The organism is Ruegeria sp. HKCCD7628 (assembly GCF_057221005.1).
On the sequence record NZ_JBWVBA010000001.1, the window covers coordinates 76,954 to 92,727 of the forward strand.

16 protein-coding genes and 1 pseudogene are annotated in these 15,774 nt (G+C 57.0%); 15 read left to right on the top strand and 2 right to left on the bottom strand.

The window, feature by feature from the left end:
* The first annotated feature begins 13 nt into the window (after positions 1-13).
* From AC2TAD_RS00375 to AC2TAD_RS00415, 9 genes and pseudogenes are all read left to right on the top strand, one after another.
* Positions 14-892 carry a lysophospholipid acyltransferase family protein gene (locus AC2TAD_RS00375; RefSeq protein ID WP_480865457.1) on the top strand — a complete coding sequence of 293 codons (879 nt, stop codon included), beginning with the start codon at positions 14-16 and terminating at the stop codon, positions 890-892.
* An 8-nt stretch (positions 893-900) separates the two neighbouring features.
* Complete coding sequence (gene murI, locus AC2TAD_RS00380; protein WP_170751072.1) at positions 901-1,710, top strand: glutamate racemase; 810 nt, start codon at positions 901-903, stop codon at positions 1,708-1,710.
* Positions 1,711-1,805: 95 nt separating this feature from the next.
* Positions 1,806-2,834 carry an N-acetyl-gamma-glutamyl-phosphate reductase gene (gene argC / locus AC2TAD_RS00385; protein ID WP_480865458.1) on the top strand — a complete coding sequence of 343 codons (1,029 nt, stop codon included), beginning with the start codon at positions 1,806-1,808 and terminating at the stop codon, positions 2,832-2,834.
* 7 nt (positions 2,835-2,841) lie between these two features.
* Positions 2,842-3,288 carry a cytochrome c maturation protein CcmE gene (gene ccmE / locus AC2TAD_RS00390; RefSeq protein ID WP_170354088.1) on the top strand — a complete coding sequence of 149 codons (447 nt, stop codon included), beginning with the start codon at positions 2,842-2,844 and terminating at the stop codon, positions 3,286-3,288.
* Positions 3,289-3,400: 112 nt separating this feature from the next.
* On the top strand, positions 3,401-4,012 hold the full coding sequence (locus AC2TAD_RS00395; RefSeq protein WP_480865460.1) for a holin-associated N-acetylmuramidase: 612 nt from the start codon (positions 3,401-3,403) through the stop codon (positions 4,010-4,012).
* Positions 4,003-4,580: pseudogene (locus AC2TAD_RS00400) on the top strand (holin family protein). Before AC2TAD_RS00395 ends, AC2TAD_RS00400 begins: the two are co-directional and overlap by 10 nt.
* Positions 4,581-4,655: 75 nt before the next feature.
* Complete coding sequence (locus tag AC2TAD_RS00405; RefSeq protein ID WP_480865461.1) at positions 4,656-6,620, top strand: heme lyase CcmF/NrfE family subunit; 1,965 nt, start codon at positions 4,656-4,658, stop codon at positions 6,618-6,620.
* Positions 6,617-7,072, top strand: coding sequence for a cytochrome c-type biogenesis protein (locus AC2TAD_RS00410; protein ID WP_170751080.1), 456 nt, complete (start codon positions 6,617-6,619; stop codon positions 7,070-7,072). Before AC2TAD_RS00405 ends, AC2TAD_RS00410 begins: the two co-directional genes overlap by 4 nt.
* A gap of 75 nt (positions 7,073-7,147) precedes the next feature.
* Positions 7,148-7,924: an enoyl-CoA hydratase-related protein gene (locus AC2TAD_RS00415; protein ID WP_170354093.1), complete on the top strand. Its 777-nt coding sequence runs from the start codon at positions 7,148-7,150 to the stop codon at positions 7,922-7,924.
* 3 nt (positions 7,925-7,927) lie between these two features.
* Here the strand turns inward: AC2TAD_RS00415 and bmt are convergent, their stop codons facing one another.
* Both bmt and AC2TAD_RS00425 read right to left on the bottom strand, forming a co-directional pair.
* The gene (bmt, locus tag AC2TAD_RS00420; RefSeq protein WP_480865462.1) at positions 7,928-8,941 is read right to left on the bottom strand and encodes a betaine--homocysteine S-methyltransferase; all 1,014 of its coding nucleotides are present in this window, start codon (positions 8,939-8,941) and stop codon (positions 7,928-7,930) included.
* A 117-nt stretch (positions 8,942-9,058) separates the two neighbouring features.
* On the bottom strand, positions 9,059-9,376 hold the full coding sequence (locus AC2TAD_RS00425) for a DUF1476 domain-containing protein (RefSeq protein ID WP_480865464.1): 318 nt from the start codon (positions 9,374-9,376) through the stop codon (positions 9,059-9,061).
* Between the two features lie 185 nt (positions 9,377-9,561).
* Between AC2TAD_RS00425 and purC the strand changes: the two genes are divergently transcribed.
* From purC to AC2TAD_RS00455, 6 genes are all read left to right on the top strand, one after another.
* Positions 9,562-10,317, top strand: a complete 756-nt coding sequence (purC, locus tag AC2TAD_RS00430) for a phosphoribosylaminoimidazolesuccinocarboxamide synthase (protein ID WP_353389633.1) — start codon at positions 9,562-9,564, stop codon at positions 10,315-10,317.
* Positions 10,318-10,445: 128 nt separating this feature from the next.
* Positions 10,446-11,105: a MarC family protein gene (locus AC2TAD_RS00435; RefSeq protein WP_353389634.1), complete on the top strand. Its 660-nt coding sequence runs from the start codon at positions 10,446-10,448 to the stop codon at positions 11,103-11,105.
* Between the two features lie 113 nt (positions 11,106-11,218).
* The gene (purS, locus tag AC2TAD_RS00440; RefSeq protein ID WP_170374301.1) at positions 11,219-11,449 is read left to right on the top strand and encodes a phosphoribosylformylglycinamidine synthase subunit PurS; all 231 of its coding nucleotides are present in this window, start codon (positions 11,219-11,221) and stop codon (positions 11,447-11,449) included.
* Between the two features lie 23 nt (positions 11,450-11,472).
* Positions 11,473-12,141, top strand: a complete 669-nt coding sequence (purQ, locus tag AC2TAD_RS00445) for a phosphoribosylformylglycinamidine synthase subunit PurQ (protein WP_480865466.1) — start codon at positions 11,473-11,475, stop codon at positions 12,139-12,141.
* A gap of 36 nt (positions 12,142-12,177) precedes the next feature.
* Positions 12,178-13,956: a sensor histidine kinase gene (locus tag AC2TAD_RS00450; protein WP_170354100.1), complete on the top strand. Its 1,779-nt coding sequence runs from the start codon at positions 12,178-12,180 to the stop codon at positions 13,954-13,956.
* Between the two features lie 12 nt (positions 13,957-13,968).
* Positions 13,969-15,303 (top strand): sigma-54-dependent transcriptional regulator, encoded by a 1,335-nt coding sequence (locus AC2TAD_RS00455; RefSeq protein WP_170354101.1) that lies wholly within the window; start codon positions 13,969-13,971, stop codon positions 15,301-15,303.
* The last annotated feature ends 471 nt before the right edge of the window (positions 15,304-15,774 follow it).

Below are 15,774 nucleotides of genomic sequence, written 5' to 3' on the forward strand. Positions count from 1 at the left end.
TTCGGAGACAACCATGCCCTCGCGCCGCCACGTCGCTCGTGACATTTCTTATGCCCATTCCGCCGAAACGAAAGGCGGACGGATGGTGATCAAACTGATGGAGAATACCACAGGCCGCATGCGCCTGATCAAGCGTGCGGATGGGTACGAGCACGAGGTCGCGCAGGGGCGCGATTTCTGGTCGGTTATGGTGGACCGGTATGGTTTGTCGCTGGATGTAGTCGGTGGCGCGTTATCCAACATCCCTCAGACCGGTCCGCTGATCCTGATCGCCAACCATCCTTACGGCATTCTGGATGGGATGATGATGGGCCACATCCTGTCTCAGGCTCGGGGCGATTTCCGCATACTGGCCCATCGCGTATTCCGCAAAGCCGAAGATTTGAACCGCATCATCCTGCCGATCTCGTTCGATGAGACGAAAGAGGCGATGAAGCTGAATCTGGATACCCGCAAAACCGCGCTGAATTATTTGGATGAGGGTGGAGCGATCGGGATTTTCCCCGGTGGCACGGTTAGCACCGGGGTCAAACCGTTCTCATACCCCATGGATCCGGGTTGGCGCGGGTTTACGGCGCGCATGGTCGCCAAGTCGAACGCAACGGTGGTGCCGGTATTCTTTGAGGGCCACACCTCGCGCCTGTTTCAGGTCGCCAGCCATCTGCACAACACTTTGCGCATGGGCTTGCTGATCAAAGAGTTCAAAAAGCGCGTCGACACTCCGGTCAAAGTGGTGGTCGGAGAGCCCATTGGCCGCGACGTTTTGGACCCTCTTTCCAAGGACACGCGCAAGATGATGGATTTCCTGCGCAAAGCCACGTATGAGCTGTCTCCAACGCCGTTGGAGTCCTATGACTACGGCTATGAGTTTGAGGAACGGCATCGCGCCTGAAGGGGCTAATGGCAGTAGGTATTTTTGATTCTGGTTTGGGCGGTCTGACCGTTCTGGACGCCGCGCAGAAACGTCTGCCGGACTTGGATTTCCTGTACTACGCGGACAGTGCGCACGCTCCGTACGGCGTGCGGGATGCACAGAACATCTATGAGCTTACACGCGGCGCGGTTAATGAGCTTTGGAACCGGGGCTGTGATCTGGTGATTCTGGCCTGCAACACGGCCAGCGCCGCGGCTCTGCGCCGGATGCAGGAAGAGGGCGTGCCCGAGGGCAAGCGAGTGCTCGGCGTCTTTGTGCCTTTGATCGAGGCGCTGACCGAACGGCAATGGGGAGACAACAGCCCTCCGCGCGAGGTTGCGGTCAAGCATGTGGCCCTGTTTGCAACGCCTGCGACGGTCTCTAGCCGAGCGTTCCAACGCGAACTGGCTTTCCGCGCCATCGGTGTGGATGTCGAGGCGCAAGCCTGTGGCGGTGTGGTCGATGCCATCGAAGACGGCGATATGATCCTGGCCGAGGCGCTGGTGCGCAGCCATGTGGACGCGCTCAAACGTAAAATGCCCGAACCGCAGGCGGCCATTCTGGGCTGCACCCATTATCCGCTGATGGCTGACGAGTTTCAGGCCGCGCTGGGTGAGGATGTGCAGGTATTCAGCCAGGGCGCATTGGTCGCCGAAAGCCTTGCGGATTATCTGGAACGTCATCCAAACATGCGGGGCGGGGGGCAGGGCGGATTCCTGACAACCGGCAAGCCCGACACGGTCAGCGACCGCGCAACACAGTTCCTGCGACGACAAATCACGTTCGAGGCTGTCTGACTTAGGTCAAGGACGCCCAGCCTTGTGCTGATTTATTCCCGGACCGTCGCATCGGCGGTCGTGACATGTGACACCACGCAAACAAGAGGTCTGACATGACCCATAAAATCGCAATTCTAGGGGCTTCGGGCTATACAGGCGCTGAACTGGTACGGCTGATTGCCGAACACCCCAACATGGAGATCGCCGCACTGGCCGCCGAGCGGAAGGCCGGGATGACCATAGCGCAGGTCTTTCCGCATCTGCGCCACATGGACCTGCCGACCCTGTGCAAGATTTCCGAAATCGACTTTTCGCAGATCGACCTGTGTTTCTGTGCCTTGCCTCACAAGACCAGTCAGGAAGTGATCCGCGATCTGCCCAAGACCCTCAAGATCATCGACTTGTCCGCCGATTTCCGTCTGCGTGATCCGGCGGAATATGAAAAATGGTACGGCAACCCACATGCCGCTCTGGCGCAGCAGGACGAGGCAGTCTACGGCTTGACCGAGTTTTACCGCGACGACATCCGCAGCGCCCGTCTGGTGGCGGGCACTGGCTGTAACGCGGCGACGGGGCAATATGTGCTGCGCCCGCTGATCTCAGCCAACGTGATCGATCTGGATGACATCATTCTGGATCTTAAGTGCGCAGTGTCCGGCGCGGGGCGGTCGCTCAAGGAAAACCTCCTGCACGCCGAACTTAGCGAGGGGTACAACGCCTATGCCGTCGGCGGCACCCACCGCCATCTGGGTGAGTTCGATCAAGAATTCTCGGCGTTGGCAGGCCGTCCGGTCAAGGTCCAGTTCACGCCGCATCTGGTGCCCGCGAACCGCGGGATTCTGGCCACCACCTATGTCAAAGGCGATCCGGCCAGCGTGTACGAGGCGTTGACCAAGACCTATGAAAACGAACCCTTTATCCAGATGCTACCCTTTGGCGAGACGCCATCGACCCACCACGTGCGGGGCTCGAATTTTTGCCATATCGGTGTAGTTGGCGACCGGATCGAACGTCGCGCGATCGTGATCGGTGCTCTGGATAACCTGACAAAAGGTAGCAGTGGCCAAGCCTTGCAGAACGCCAACCTGATGTTAGGTGAAGCTGAAACAACGGGCCTGATGATGGCCCCTCTGTTCCCATGAGGATATCATGAAGTCGCTCAAGAAACGCCGCCGCGTACAGATCATACTGCTGGCAGTCGTGGCCCTTGTGTCATCTACAGCATTGATCGGCTGGGCTTTGCAGGACGGTATCAACTTTTTCCGCTCGCCTAGCGAGGTAATCGCAGAGCCGCCAAAGTCCACCGAAGTGTTCCGGATTGGTGGTTTGGTCGAAGAGGGCTCGATCGTTCGCGGGCAGGGTGAAACGGTGACGTTTGTCGTAACCGATGGCGGGGAAAGTGTACCAGTCGCTTTCACAGGCGTATTACCGGACTTGTTCGAAGAAAACCAGGGCATGATCGGGACTGGTTCTTATGTGAATGGCGTATTCGAGGCGACCGAGATTCTTGCCAAACACGATGAAACCTACATGCCCAAAGAGGTTGTGGACGCGCTGAAGGAGCAAGGCGTGTATGTGGAGCCGAGCGAAGGCTGACCCCTCGAATAGATAGGAATGTTATTGGGCGTTGCGGTAGCAGCGCCCTTTTTCGTAGATCGCTCTTAACCCAGAGACTGCAGCCTTTGTGCGAATTCAAGCGGAGGATTCAATGCAGACGGTTCAAGAGATCGCGACTGATATCGTATCGCGCGAAGGTGGCTTTGTAGACGACCCGGATGATCCGGGCGGAGTGACAAAATACGGTGTCACGATCCACACAATGCGGCGCTTGGGGCTGGACTTGACCGGCGATGGATTCATTACACGCCAAGACGTTAAGCGTCTCTCAAAAACGCAGGCTGTAGATATTTTCGTGTCTCACTATTTCAAGGGCCCAAGACTGGGCATGTTGCCAGAGGTACTGCAACCTTCTGTCTTTGACATGTATGTCAACGCAGGCGCGCAAGCGGTTAAAATACTTCAATATCTTCTGAGGAAAATGGATTTTAAGATCACAGTTGACGGTGTTGTCGGCCCACAAACTGCGAAGGCCAGCAAGACTGCCGCGCTGCCCGACCCGATTGCCCTGCGAGACGCGTATGGTGTGGCGCGTCGGAACTATTATTTCCGGATTGCCGATGGGCGCGTTGCTTCGCGGAAATACGCGCGCACGCAAACTGGACACAAGGGTGGATGGATTCGCAGAGCAGAAGAATTTGTCTCTCCGGGGTACCACCTGAGCGATGCGGAATTTCAGCAGAGGGTTGCGGGATGGGATTGATCTCGGGTTTTTTGTCGTTCCTTTTTGGGGACGGAAGGAATGTTGTTCGCGAAACTGCCGAAGTGTTTCGTGAAAATGCGGAAAAAGGTGCCGAACGCGACCTGTCGCTTCAACAGCAGGCAATGGTTCAGTTCGGTGCTGAATATACTGTGCCGCGCAAGGGTGGTTTCGACCGTTTTATGGACGGCCTGAACCGATTGCCGCGTCCTGCTCTGGCGCTTGGTACGCTTGCGCTATTTGTGGCGGCAATGGTGGACCCCTTTGGTTTGCGGCGCGGATGCAGGGCATCGCCCTTGTTCCTGAACCGCTGTGGTGGCTTTTGGGGGTTATTGTTTCGTTCTATTTCGGCGCGCGGCACCAAGCCAAAATGCAGGACTGGCAACGCGAGATTTCGGCGACCGTGCGGCGCGCGCCTGTGGTTGCGCAGAATATCGCGAAACTCAGACATATGCGGGCGAATTCCGTCGGCGCGGCTGATCCGGGGACCGATGTAACCCTTGCCGAGCACGCGCTGAACCCTGACGAAAACCGGGCACTGGACGATTGGAGGCGCGCCCGCACGGCATGAGCCGCGACACTATGTGCGCCTTCAGGACGCGAAAGTTATTGGTGCTTTCTGTGCAACAGGATTATATGCAGGGCCATGATTACAGAGCTTGGTCACTACGCCCTCATCCTCGCCTTTCTCGTGGCGATCGTGCAGTCCGTCATTCCGCTGGTTGGCGCGTCCAAAAGGTGGACGGGTTGGATGACTTTTGGGGAAACCGCCGCGGTAGCCCAATTGGTGCTCATGACGTTTTCTTTCAGTGCGCTGGTTTGGGCCTTTGCCACTTCGGATTTTTCGCTGCGCATCGTGGTCGAGAACAGTCATTCGGCTAAACCAATGCTTTACAAGATCAGCGGGACATGGGGAAACCATGAAGGGTCCATGTTGTTGTGGGTTTATATCGTGGCCATATTCGGTGGGATGGCTGCGGTTTTCGGGGCGGGTTTGCCACCTACACTGAAGGCGCGCGTGCTGGCTGTTCAAGCCGCGATTGGCGTGGCGTTCTATGCCTTTATCCTGTTCACATCGAACCCCTTTGACCGGCTTGTTGTTGCACCCTTTGATGGGCGGGACCTGAACCCATTGCTGCAAGATCCCGGTTTGGCGTTCCACCCTCCGTTCTTGTACTTGGGTTACGTGGGTCTCAGCATGGCGTTCAGCTTTGCCGTTGCTGCCTTGATCGAAGGCCGTGTCGACGCGGCGTGGGGTCGGTGGGTGCGCCCGTGGACACTGGCCGCGTGGGTTTTTCTGACTATTGGGATCGCGCTTGGGTCTTGGTGGGCCTACTATGAACTGGGTTGGGGTGGTTTCTGGTTCTGGGATCCCGTCGAGAATGCGTCGTTCATGCCTTGGCTTCTGGCTGCTGCGTTGCTGCATTCCGCCATCGTTGTCGAAAAACGCGAGGCGCTGAAAAGCTGGACGATCCTGTTGGCGATCATCGCGTTCGGGTTCTCGTTGATTGGCACGTTCATCGTGCGCTCGGGTTTGCTGACCTCGGTTCATGCCTTCGCCAACGACCCGGAACGCGGCGTTTTTATCCTGTTCATTTTGGTCATCTTCATCGGTGGTGCGCTGACGCTGTTTGCCGCACGCGCGCAAGCGATGGAGGCCAAGGGCGTCTTTGGCATGGTCAGCCGTGAAAGCGCACTGGTACTGAATAATATTTTGTTGGCTGTCAGTTGCTTTGTGGTGTTCTTCGGGACCATGTGGCCGATGGTGGCCGAGATGGCTTTTGACCGGAAACTCTCGGTCGGGGCACCGTTTTTCAATGCGGCCTTTACACCCTTCATGATCGTTTTGGGGATCGTTCTACCTGTGGGCGCAATGATGCCGTGGAAACGCGGCAAGATTGGCAAGGCGGCGTATTCGCTTCGCTACGCCTTTGTATTGGCCGTGGCTTTGGCGATACTGGTCTGGGTCATGCAAACGGGGCGTAGCGCGCTTGGCCCTATTGGTCTGTTCCTTGGGGCGTGGGTCACTTTTGGCGCTGCGGTTGATTTGTGGAGCCGTACAGGCCGCAACGGAAGCCTAAGTCGCCTGTTCCGGCTGCCCGGAGCCGATTGGGGCAAAGCCGTTGCGCATACCGGGCTTGGCGTGACCATGTTTGCCATTGCCGGTCTGACCGCGTGGGAGGTTGAGGATATCCGAGTGGCGCAGCCTGGTCAGCCTTTTGAGGTTGGTCAATTCACCCTGACACTGGACGATGTCCGCCGCGTGCAAGGGCCCAACTACTTCTCGACCACCGCCGATGTTCGGGTGGAAAAGAACGGCCGCCCCATGGGTATGTTGCACCCGGAAAAACGGGACTATCCTGTTGCCAGAATGCCAACGACCGAAGCGGCGATCGACTACCGGTTCTTAGGGGACCTGTACGTTGTGATCGGCGATCAGCAGGCTGACGGAGGCTGGGTGATGCGAACCTACATCAAGCCTCTGGCAAACTGGATCTGGGGTGGTTGTATCCTGATGGCTTTGGGTGGGTTCCTTAGCCTGTCCGACAGAAGGTTCCGCGTGGCTGCAGGCGCACGCAAGGCCCCAACAGGCGGAGTGCCAGCAGAATGAAACGCCTGATCCTGATCCTGGCGATTATCGCGTCGCCTTTATACGCCGTGCAGCCAGACGAGGTACTGGACGATCCGGTCTTGGAGCAACGTGCACGTGACCTGAGTACCGGTTTGCGCTGTTTGGTATGTCGCAATGAAAGTATTGACGAAAGCAATGCCGGGCTGGCGCGGGATTTGCGCCTGTTGTTGCGGGAACGGCTTGTTGCGGGCGATAGCGACGAAGAAGCAATCAGCTTCATTGTAGACCGTTATGGGGAATACGTGCTGTTGAAGCCTACCATAACTGGTTCAAACCTGCTGCTGTGGCTTGCGGGACCGATCATGTTGTTGATTGCTGCAGCGGTGGGTTGGAGTTTCCTTCGAAAGCGCGCAGATGCGCACGCGACCGCGGACACTGACGGGCTTAGCGACGCTGAAAAGAAGCGGTTAGAGCAAATTCTGAAGGACTGACCCTTGGTCGGTCTTTCCCTTGATTGTGAATTAAGTCAGGCTTGTCCTCAAGAATAGTGCTTGGGGGGGAACCTGATGGATTATGAAACCGTGCTGCTGAACATCTCGGACGATTTGGCGGTAGTGACCCTGAATCGACCGGACAAGATGAATGCGATGACCGCCCAGATGCGGGCCGAAGTTGCATATGCCATGAAAGAGGCGGCAGCCAATGCACGCGCCGTAGTGCTTACTGGGGCAGGGGCCGCGTTCTGTTCCGGACAGGACTTGGGCGATTCCTCGACCACAGGAAAAATCGACCTCGAACGCACGTTGCGGGATGAATACGAGCCGATGCTCGAAACGATCTACAACTGTCCGGTTCCCACCATTGCCGCTGTGAACGGCCCGGCTGCGGGGGCTGGTTGCAATATGGCCTTGTGCGCGGATGTAGTGATTGCAACGGAAAGCGCCTATTTCCTGCAGGCTTTTGCCCGGATCGGCTTGTTGCCGGATGCTGGCGGGACATGGTTTACCCCGCGCCAAATGGGCTTTGCCAAAGCGATGGGGGCCGCTCTGTTTGCGGACAAGATCAGCGCGCGGCAAGCCGATGAGTGGGGCATGATCTGGGAGGCCGTCCCGGATGCCGATTTCGACGCCCATTGGCGACGCCGAGCCGCCTATCTGGCCAGCGGTCCGACCGCTGGGTTTGGCGCGATCAAAAAGGCGATCCGCGGGACTTACGAAAAGACGCTGGGTGAACAGCTTGAGATCGAAGCCCACCTTCAGGGTGAATGCGGACGGTCTCGGGATTTTGCCGAGGGCGTCGTAGCCTTCATGCAAAAACGCCCCCCGAAATTCGAAGGGCGTTGAGCTTCACGCGCGGCGGCGGCGGCGGGTCCGGCGCTCTGGCACCGCGTCGTCACCGGTGCCATCAGAGGCGGACGAAAACGGCCCCAGCGCATTAGTGATCTGATCCAGTGTTGGGCGCGCTCCACGGGGCGTGCTATCCAACGCCTCGCGCATTTTGCGCAGGTGGTCGGGCATCGTACCGCAACAACCGCCAACAATCGTCGCACCCGCATCACGCGCCATTGCGGCGTATTGCGCCATCAGTTCGGGTGTACCGTCGTAATGGATATGCCCATTCACATATTTAGGAATGCCCGCATTCCCTTTCGAGATCACGGGACGTTCGGTGCCTTGCGCGGCAAAACCCAGAACCGTGCGCAGGATGTCCGATGCGCCGGTTCCGCAATTTGCACCAAAGGCGACGGGCGGGTTTGGCAGGGTCTCAACCAGCTGCGCCAGGTCGGCCGACGTGACGCCCATCATGGTGCGACCGGCGGTGTCAAAGCTCATGGTGCCACACCAAGGCATATCAGCAAGAGCAAACGCCTCGGCCGCCGCGCGGAATTCCTCGGGGGCGCTGATCGTTTCCAGCCACAGGACGTCCGCGCCGCCCGCTTTCAACGCTTCAGCTTGTTCGTGGAGCATTTCGACCGCCCCGGCATGGGACAGAGCTCCGACAGGTTCCATTATCTCACCGGTCGGACCGACCGAACCAGCCACAACGACCGTCCGGCCCGCCTTGTCAGCAACTTCGCGACCAAGCTCGGCGCCAATACGGTTCAATTCACCCACACGGTTCTGGGCGTCGTGCAATTTAAGCCGTGCTGACGTACCACCGAACGTGTTGGTCAGAAACAGGTCGCTGCCCGCATCAACTGATCCCTGATACAAAGCCCGTATCTTGTCTGGCGCGTCCACATTCCACAATTCTGGTGCGTCCCCGGACTGCAATCCCATATTGAACAAGTTTGTGCCGGTTGCACCGTCGGCAAGGATGGCATCATTTGCGGCAAGAAGATCAGTCAGCGCGTTTGTCATTGGGCGTTCCCGAAAAGTCGGCGGAGCCGAAAAAAATAAGAAGCCCCGTGTCTCATGACCGGGGCTTCAAATCAAATTCATAAAACTCATGAAGATCATGAGTTCAAGGGCAGAGCGTTAATTCGCCTCGCTCAGGATTTGCGATTTGGCTTCGGGTAGAAGTTCAGTCATTTTGGCGCGGATTTCGTCGTCAGACGACAGTGATCCCAAGTCACCCGACACTTTGCGGACGACGTCTTCGTGGCCTGCCTCTTCCATATCGGCGATCACGACAGTTTTAGCATAAGCTTCAGCCTCTTCGCCGGTTTTTCCCAACTTTTCTGCGGCCCAAAGACCCAGCAGTTTGTTGCAGCGTGCTTGTGCTTTGAACTGCATTTCTTCGTCATGGGCAAACTTCGCTTCAAAGGCGTTTTCGCGTTCGTCAAATGTGGTCATTGGTTGGGGACCCCTTGGATTACATCTTGTCTTTTGCAGATATGACCATAGCAAGGCTTCGACGCAAGGGATTTGCGCTGCGTCAAAGGCCCTCGGCTTACTGAACTTGCGGGAAAGGGGGGCTTGGACTATGAGGGCGCAACAAAGTGGGAAATCTCTCGCTTCACAGTCTGGAAGGGTCGCTTATGGCGCGTCGCAAGAAAATCTACGAAGGCAAGGCCAAAATTCTGTATGAAGGTCCCGAACCGGGTACGATCGTTCAGTACTTCAAGGACGACGCGACCGCATTCAATGCGGAAAAGAAGGACGTGATCGACGGTAAAGGCGTGCTGAACAACCGCCTGAGCGAGTATTTCATGAACGGCCTGAACCAGATCGGCGTGCCCACACATTTTATTCGCCGCCTGAATATGCGTGAGCAATTGGTGCGCAGCTGTGAAATCGTGCCGCTAGAAGTCATCGTGCGTAACTATGCTGCAGGGTCGATGTCCAAACGTTTGGGTATTGCCGAAGGTACTCAATTGCCGCGCCCCATCGTCGAGTACTGCTATAAGGATGACTCGCTGGGTGATCCGCTGGTGACCGAAGAGCACATCGCTGCTTTTGGCTGGGCCAGCCAGCAGGATATGGACGATATTCTAAGCCTTGCGCTGCGCGTAAATGATTTCATGAGCGGCATTATGTTGGCCGTTGGCATTCGTCTGGTCGACTTCAAGATCGAGATCGGGCGTGTTTTCGAAGGCGATTATCAACGTTTGATCGTTGCAGATGAAATCAGCCCTGACAGCTGTCGCCTTTGGGATATCGAAAGTGGCCAAAAGTTGGATAAAGATGTGTTTCGGAGAGATTTGGGCAATCTTACAGATGCCTATTCCGAAGTTGCCCGTCGTTTGGGTGTTTTGCCAAAAAGCAATGTAACCAAGCCGACGCTGATCAACTGAATCTCTGCCCTCAGGACAAGTCGAAACGCCGCTTAGTCAAGCGGCGTTTTTTCTTTTGTTGGTGGCGTTTGACAGTGCCATGGATTGTCTCGCATTGTCTGCCGAGGTAATTGTAAGCTAGGCGTGAAATGGCTGAACTATTTGACCAGGCAGTTTTTCTGAAATTTCTTGCGGCTTTGCTCGCGATTTTCAACCCGTTGTACGGTATCCCGATTTTCCTGGGTATGACCGATGGCTACACGGCACCCGAGCGCAAACGGGTCGCGCTGATCGTGACTGCCACGGTTGTCGCTGTCGCATTGATTGCCGTTTTGATTGGCGAAGAAATTCTGGCCGTTTTCGGGATCGACATCCCGTCATTTCGTATTGCGGGCGGGTTGATCATCCTCGGGGTCGGCATGTCTATGCTGAATGCATCGGACCGGCCAAAGGGGGATCAGCAGGCCGTGCAAGATGGGGCGAAGAAAAGCAACATAGCCGTTGTGCCTTTGGCGATCCCCCTGACTATTGGCCCCGGTACAATCGCAACCACCATCGTGTTTGCGCATAGCCTACCAGACGGGGCCGAGATTGTAACATTGGGTTCAGCGGTCCTTATAGCCTGCGCAATTGTGGGGCTTGGTTTGTTGTTCGCCGATCCGATTTCGCGCGTTCTTGGGCCGACGATGATAAATGTGGTCACTCGGGTCATGGCTATTATTCTTGTCGCGGTTGCCGTTGAAATGGTGCTGACAGGGACATTCAACGCGATTGATGCCCATTACCCCGGGCTTTCAGGCAAGAGCTGACGCGGCCTGCGGCAAACTGCGTGCGGACAAGGGTTGTCGAATGGCAAAAGGCGCGCTATCCCCCGCGCAACGGAACGGGCCGTATCCGCTGGCCCTTAGCTGGAGTTGCAGGAATGAAAGCACGTGTGCATGTGATGCTCAAGAATGGGGTTCTCGACCCACAGGGCGAGGCCGTGCGCCACGCATTGGGTGCCATGGGCTTTGACCAGGTCGAAGGCGTACGTCAGGGCAAGGTGATTGACCTTGAATTGGCCGAAGGTGCAACCGAGGCAGACGTAACCGAGATGTGCGAAAAGCTGTTGGCCAATACGGTCATCGAACGCTACGAGATCGAACTGGTCTGACCCTTACCTCCGGAGGCCCCGCCATGCGCGCTGCAGTCATCGTATTCCCCGGTTCCAACTGTGACCGGGATTTGGCCGTCGCTTTTGAACAAGCCGGTTTTCAGGTCGACATGGTCTGGCACAAAGACGCGTCTCTGCCTGAGGGCGTCGATATCATCGGAGTCCCCGGCGGTTTCTCGTACGGTGACTACCTGCGATGTGGCGCTATCGCGGCGCAATCGCCGATCTGCAAGGCTGTTGTGGAACACACTGAACGCGGTGGCTATGCGGTTGGTGTTTGTAACGGCTTCCAAATCCTGACCGAGACCGGCATCCTTCCGGGCGCTTTGCTGCGCAATGCCGGGCTCAAATATATCTGTCGGACTGTAGGCTTGAAGGTAGAGACCAGCGACAGTGCTTTCACCAACGCTTATAATGCCGGCGATGTCATAGGTATTCCGATTGCGCACCATGATGGAAACTATTTCGCCGATGACGCAACACTGTCCACACTTCGTGATCAAGACAGGATCGCGTTCACCTATACCGAGAATCCCAATGGGTCGGTTGGCGATATCGCGGGCATCTTGTCGGAAAACCGTCGCGTTCTTGGCATGATGCCACACCCCGAGCGCGCTGCAGACGAAGGTCACGGCGGCACAGACGGCACGGCATTGTTCCGCGCATTGTCGGGTGTTTTAGCACCGGCGTGACTTGAGGTTGCACTCAAGCCCGCGTAGTTTCCGGGCATGAGCTCCGACACCCAATCTGGCTGGTCTTCTATCAAAAATCCGTTCCGGGGCGCTCCTTTGGGGTGGCGCCTGCGTGTCGCGGTTTCGATCCTTTTGATTGCAACCGTTGGAACGATTTGGGTGACCAACCGTTTGCTGACGGATCGTTTTACTGAATCGACCCGAAACAGAGCCGAAGTACGCCTTGCGCTGTATTCGGGAAACTTGCTGAGCGAACTGCGGCGGAACGCGATTGTTCCGCAACTACTGGCTCGTGATCCGACACTGATATCGGCGCTTCAGTCCAGCGACTATACCCTATCCACTCAGCGCCTTATCTCGTTTGTCGAGGAGATCGGCGCCGCATCATTGATGTTGTTGGACAGCGACGGGCGGACCGTGGCTGCAACCGACAGGAACCGCTTAGGCGAAGCGCATCGAAACTCGCCTTACTATGTGGATGCTGTTCGTTCCAATGCCACGATTTTTTCGGTCATTGAGAATGAGGCGGGGGGATACAGTTTTGTCTATTCGCGCCGCATGGACTCTGGAGCAGATATTCTGGGCGTCATCGTCGTTGAAGTCGATTTGCAGAAATTCGAACGCGCCTGGGCGGGTATTTCTGATGCTGTGATGGTTGCAGATAGTACGGGTACGGTCATTCTGTCGACCGAACCGCGGTGGCGCGGATTGGAGGAAAGCACTGCCATTCAGCGGCAACCGCCCGAAAACGCCATTGAGCGGGCGATCCGCGCAACCGCTGATTGGACCGCGCTGCCGCCGGATGCTTATCTGCAGGGCGAAGCTGTTATGCGTATGGACTCACGCATACCGTTCCGTGGTTGGACGATCACGTCTTTCACAACTTACTCGTCCATCCGGGAAAAGGTGAACAGTGTAATTGCGCTGGAAATCATGGGGTTTGCGATTCTTCTTGCTTTGGCTTTCTACGCTCTCAGCCGCCGGGCGACGTTCCGCATGGCGCTGTTTCAGCGCGAGTCGGCAGAGCTTCGCGCATTGAATGCGCGCCTGCAGCGGGAAATCGCTGAGAGAGAACGGGTTGAAAAGACGCTGGAAGTTGCTGAACAGACGCTGGCGCAAAGCTCGAAACTGGCCGCGTTGGGCGAGATGTCGGCCGCTGTCAGTCACGAGCTTAATCAACCTCTGGCTGCAATGAAAACTTACCTGGCAGGCGCGCGCCTGCTGCTGCGCAGGAACCGTCCCGAAGAAGCACTGGCCAGCTTTGGTCGTATCGATGGACTGATCGAGCGGATGGGTGCGATAACCCGTCAGCTCAAATCCTATGCTCGGAAGGGCGCGGATGCGTTTTCCCCTGTAAATCTTGGCGAAGCGCTGGCTTCTGCCCTGTCGATGATGGAGCCGCAATTGCGTCAGCGACACGTCAAGATCACTCAGATTCTGCCCGAAGAACCGGTGTTTGCACTGGGGGACCGAATGCGGATTGAGCAGGTAATGGTCAACCTCTTGCGTAATGCACTGGACGCCACCAAATCAGTATCTGAACCGGATGTAGAAATCATTCTGGCCGCAGGGGATATGGCGGTGCTGACGGTGCGGGACAATGGCCATGGAATCGAGGATATCGAAAACCTGTTCGAGCCTTTCTATACCACCAAGCAGCCGGGCGATGGCGTCGGGCTGGGGCTTGCCATCTCCTCCGGGATCGTGAACGACCATGGGGGACGGCTGACTGCCCGCAACAGCCCCAACGGGGGCGCGGTGTTCGAGATGCAGCTGCCTATACTTGGAAGCGATGGCCTAGAGGCCGCGGAATAACGGGGAAAGACTATGGCACAGGCCATGAAGATCGCCATTGTGGACGACGAACAGGATATGCGGCAGTCAATCAGTCAATGGCTGGCACTGTCAGGATATGACACGGAAACGTTTGCCAGCGCCGAAGATGCGCTCAAAGTTCTGGGGCCGGATTATCCAGGGATCGTTATTTCGGATATCAAGATGCCGGGAATGGACGGTATCCAGTTGCTGAAAAAACTCATGGGAGCGGACAGTACGCTGCCGGTGATCATGATTACCGGGCACGGGGATGTGCCGATGGCTGTGGAAGCCATGCGCGTGGGCGCGTTCGATTTTCTGGAAAAGCCCTTCAATCCCGACCGGATGTCGGAATTGGCTAAACGTGCCAGTAACGCTCGGCGCCTAACCTTGGACAACCGGGCACTGCGGCGAGAGCTGTCGGATGGCACGCAAATCATGAGCAAGCTGATCGGGGCCAGCCCGGTCATGGAACGCCTGCGTGAGGATATTCTGGATCTGGGGCAGGCCGATGGTCATGTGCTGATCGACGGTGAAACCGGTACCGGCAAGACCTTGGTGGCGCACGCCCTGCATGCGGTGGGCAGTCGGGCCGGTAAGAAATTCGTTCTGATTTCTTGTGCGGCCCTGGAAGAAGAGGCGCTTTCCAAACGGTTGTTCGGCCCCATGATGCCCGAGGACGCGCAACTGCCTGCCGTTGAAGAAGCGCGCGGCGGTACCTTGGTTCTGGAAGACGTTGAAGCGCTAAGCGATACGCTGCAAGCGCGCTTGCTGAGCGTGATGAATGATCAGGGTACGCCTGCCGAGACGCGGATTATCGCGATCTCGAACCTTCAGGAAGCCGGTAAGACCTCTGAAGATGTTCTGCGGCCGGACTTGTTCTATCGGCTGGCGGCGTTGCGTATCACCATGCCGCCGCTGCGCCAGCGCGGCGAAGATATCCTGACATTGTTCACCCGCCTGAGCGAACAATTCGCCGAAGAATATGGCTGTGATGCGCCGCAAGTCAGTGCACAAGAGGCCGCGCAGTTGTTGCAGGCGCCTTGGCCGGGGAATGTGCGACAACTGATCAACATCGCCGAGCGCGCAGTTTTGCAATCGCGTCGCGGCTCTGGAACGATTGCCTCTTTGCTCATGTCGGATCATGAAGAAATGCAACCCGTCATGACAACGGAAGGCAAGCCCCTGAAGGAATATGTTGAGGCGTTCGAACGGATGCTGATCGACAATACTATGCGCCGTCATAAAGGCTCGATCGCGTCTGTGATGGACGAGCTGTGTTTGCCGCGGCGAACGTTGAACGAAAAGATGGCCAAATACGGGCTGCAACGTTCGGACTACTTGTGACGGAAGAGAGGGGGGCCAGCCCCCTCTTGAGCCTTCAGCTCAATTCACCCCCGAGATATTTTTGGCCAGATGAAGCGATCCCTGTTGTCAGAAGTGCAGGGATTGCAGTTTGCCCATTGTCTTTTCCACAGGACTGCTTTTATTGTACCTGAACGGGCCGGGCCGTTTTTGGTGCCCAAAAGTCCCGAATCTTTGAGTTTCGCTGCAACGCCGCAGGTGGTGACCTAATCCCACACAGGCCGCGCAGACCGATTGTGCCCCGAACCGGGGCAGTTGAACGCCTGAGCCCGTGGATGCGGGCGAAAGGAATATAATGGGCAGACAGCGTCAAGGCGCGTCTGTCGGAGAAGAACCGCGATGACGCGCGCGCAACGATTGACTATACGGGCAGGGGGCCACAGTGCCAGACCCTGCCGCGCGCCGTCCGAAATCGCCCGTACAAGACACCTCCCCAAAAGTGCCTGTCCGCCT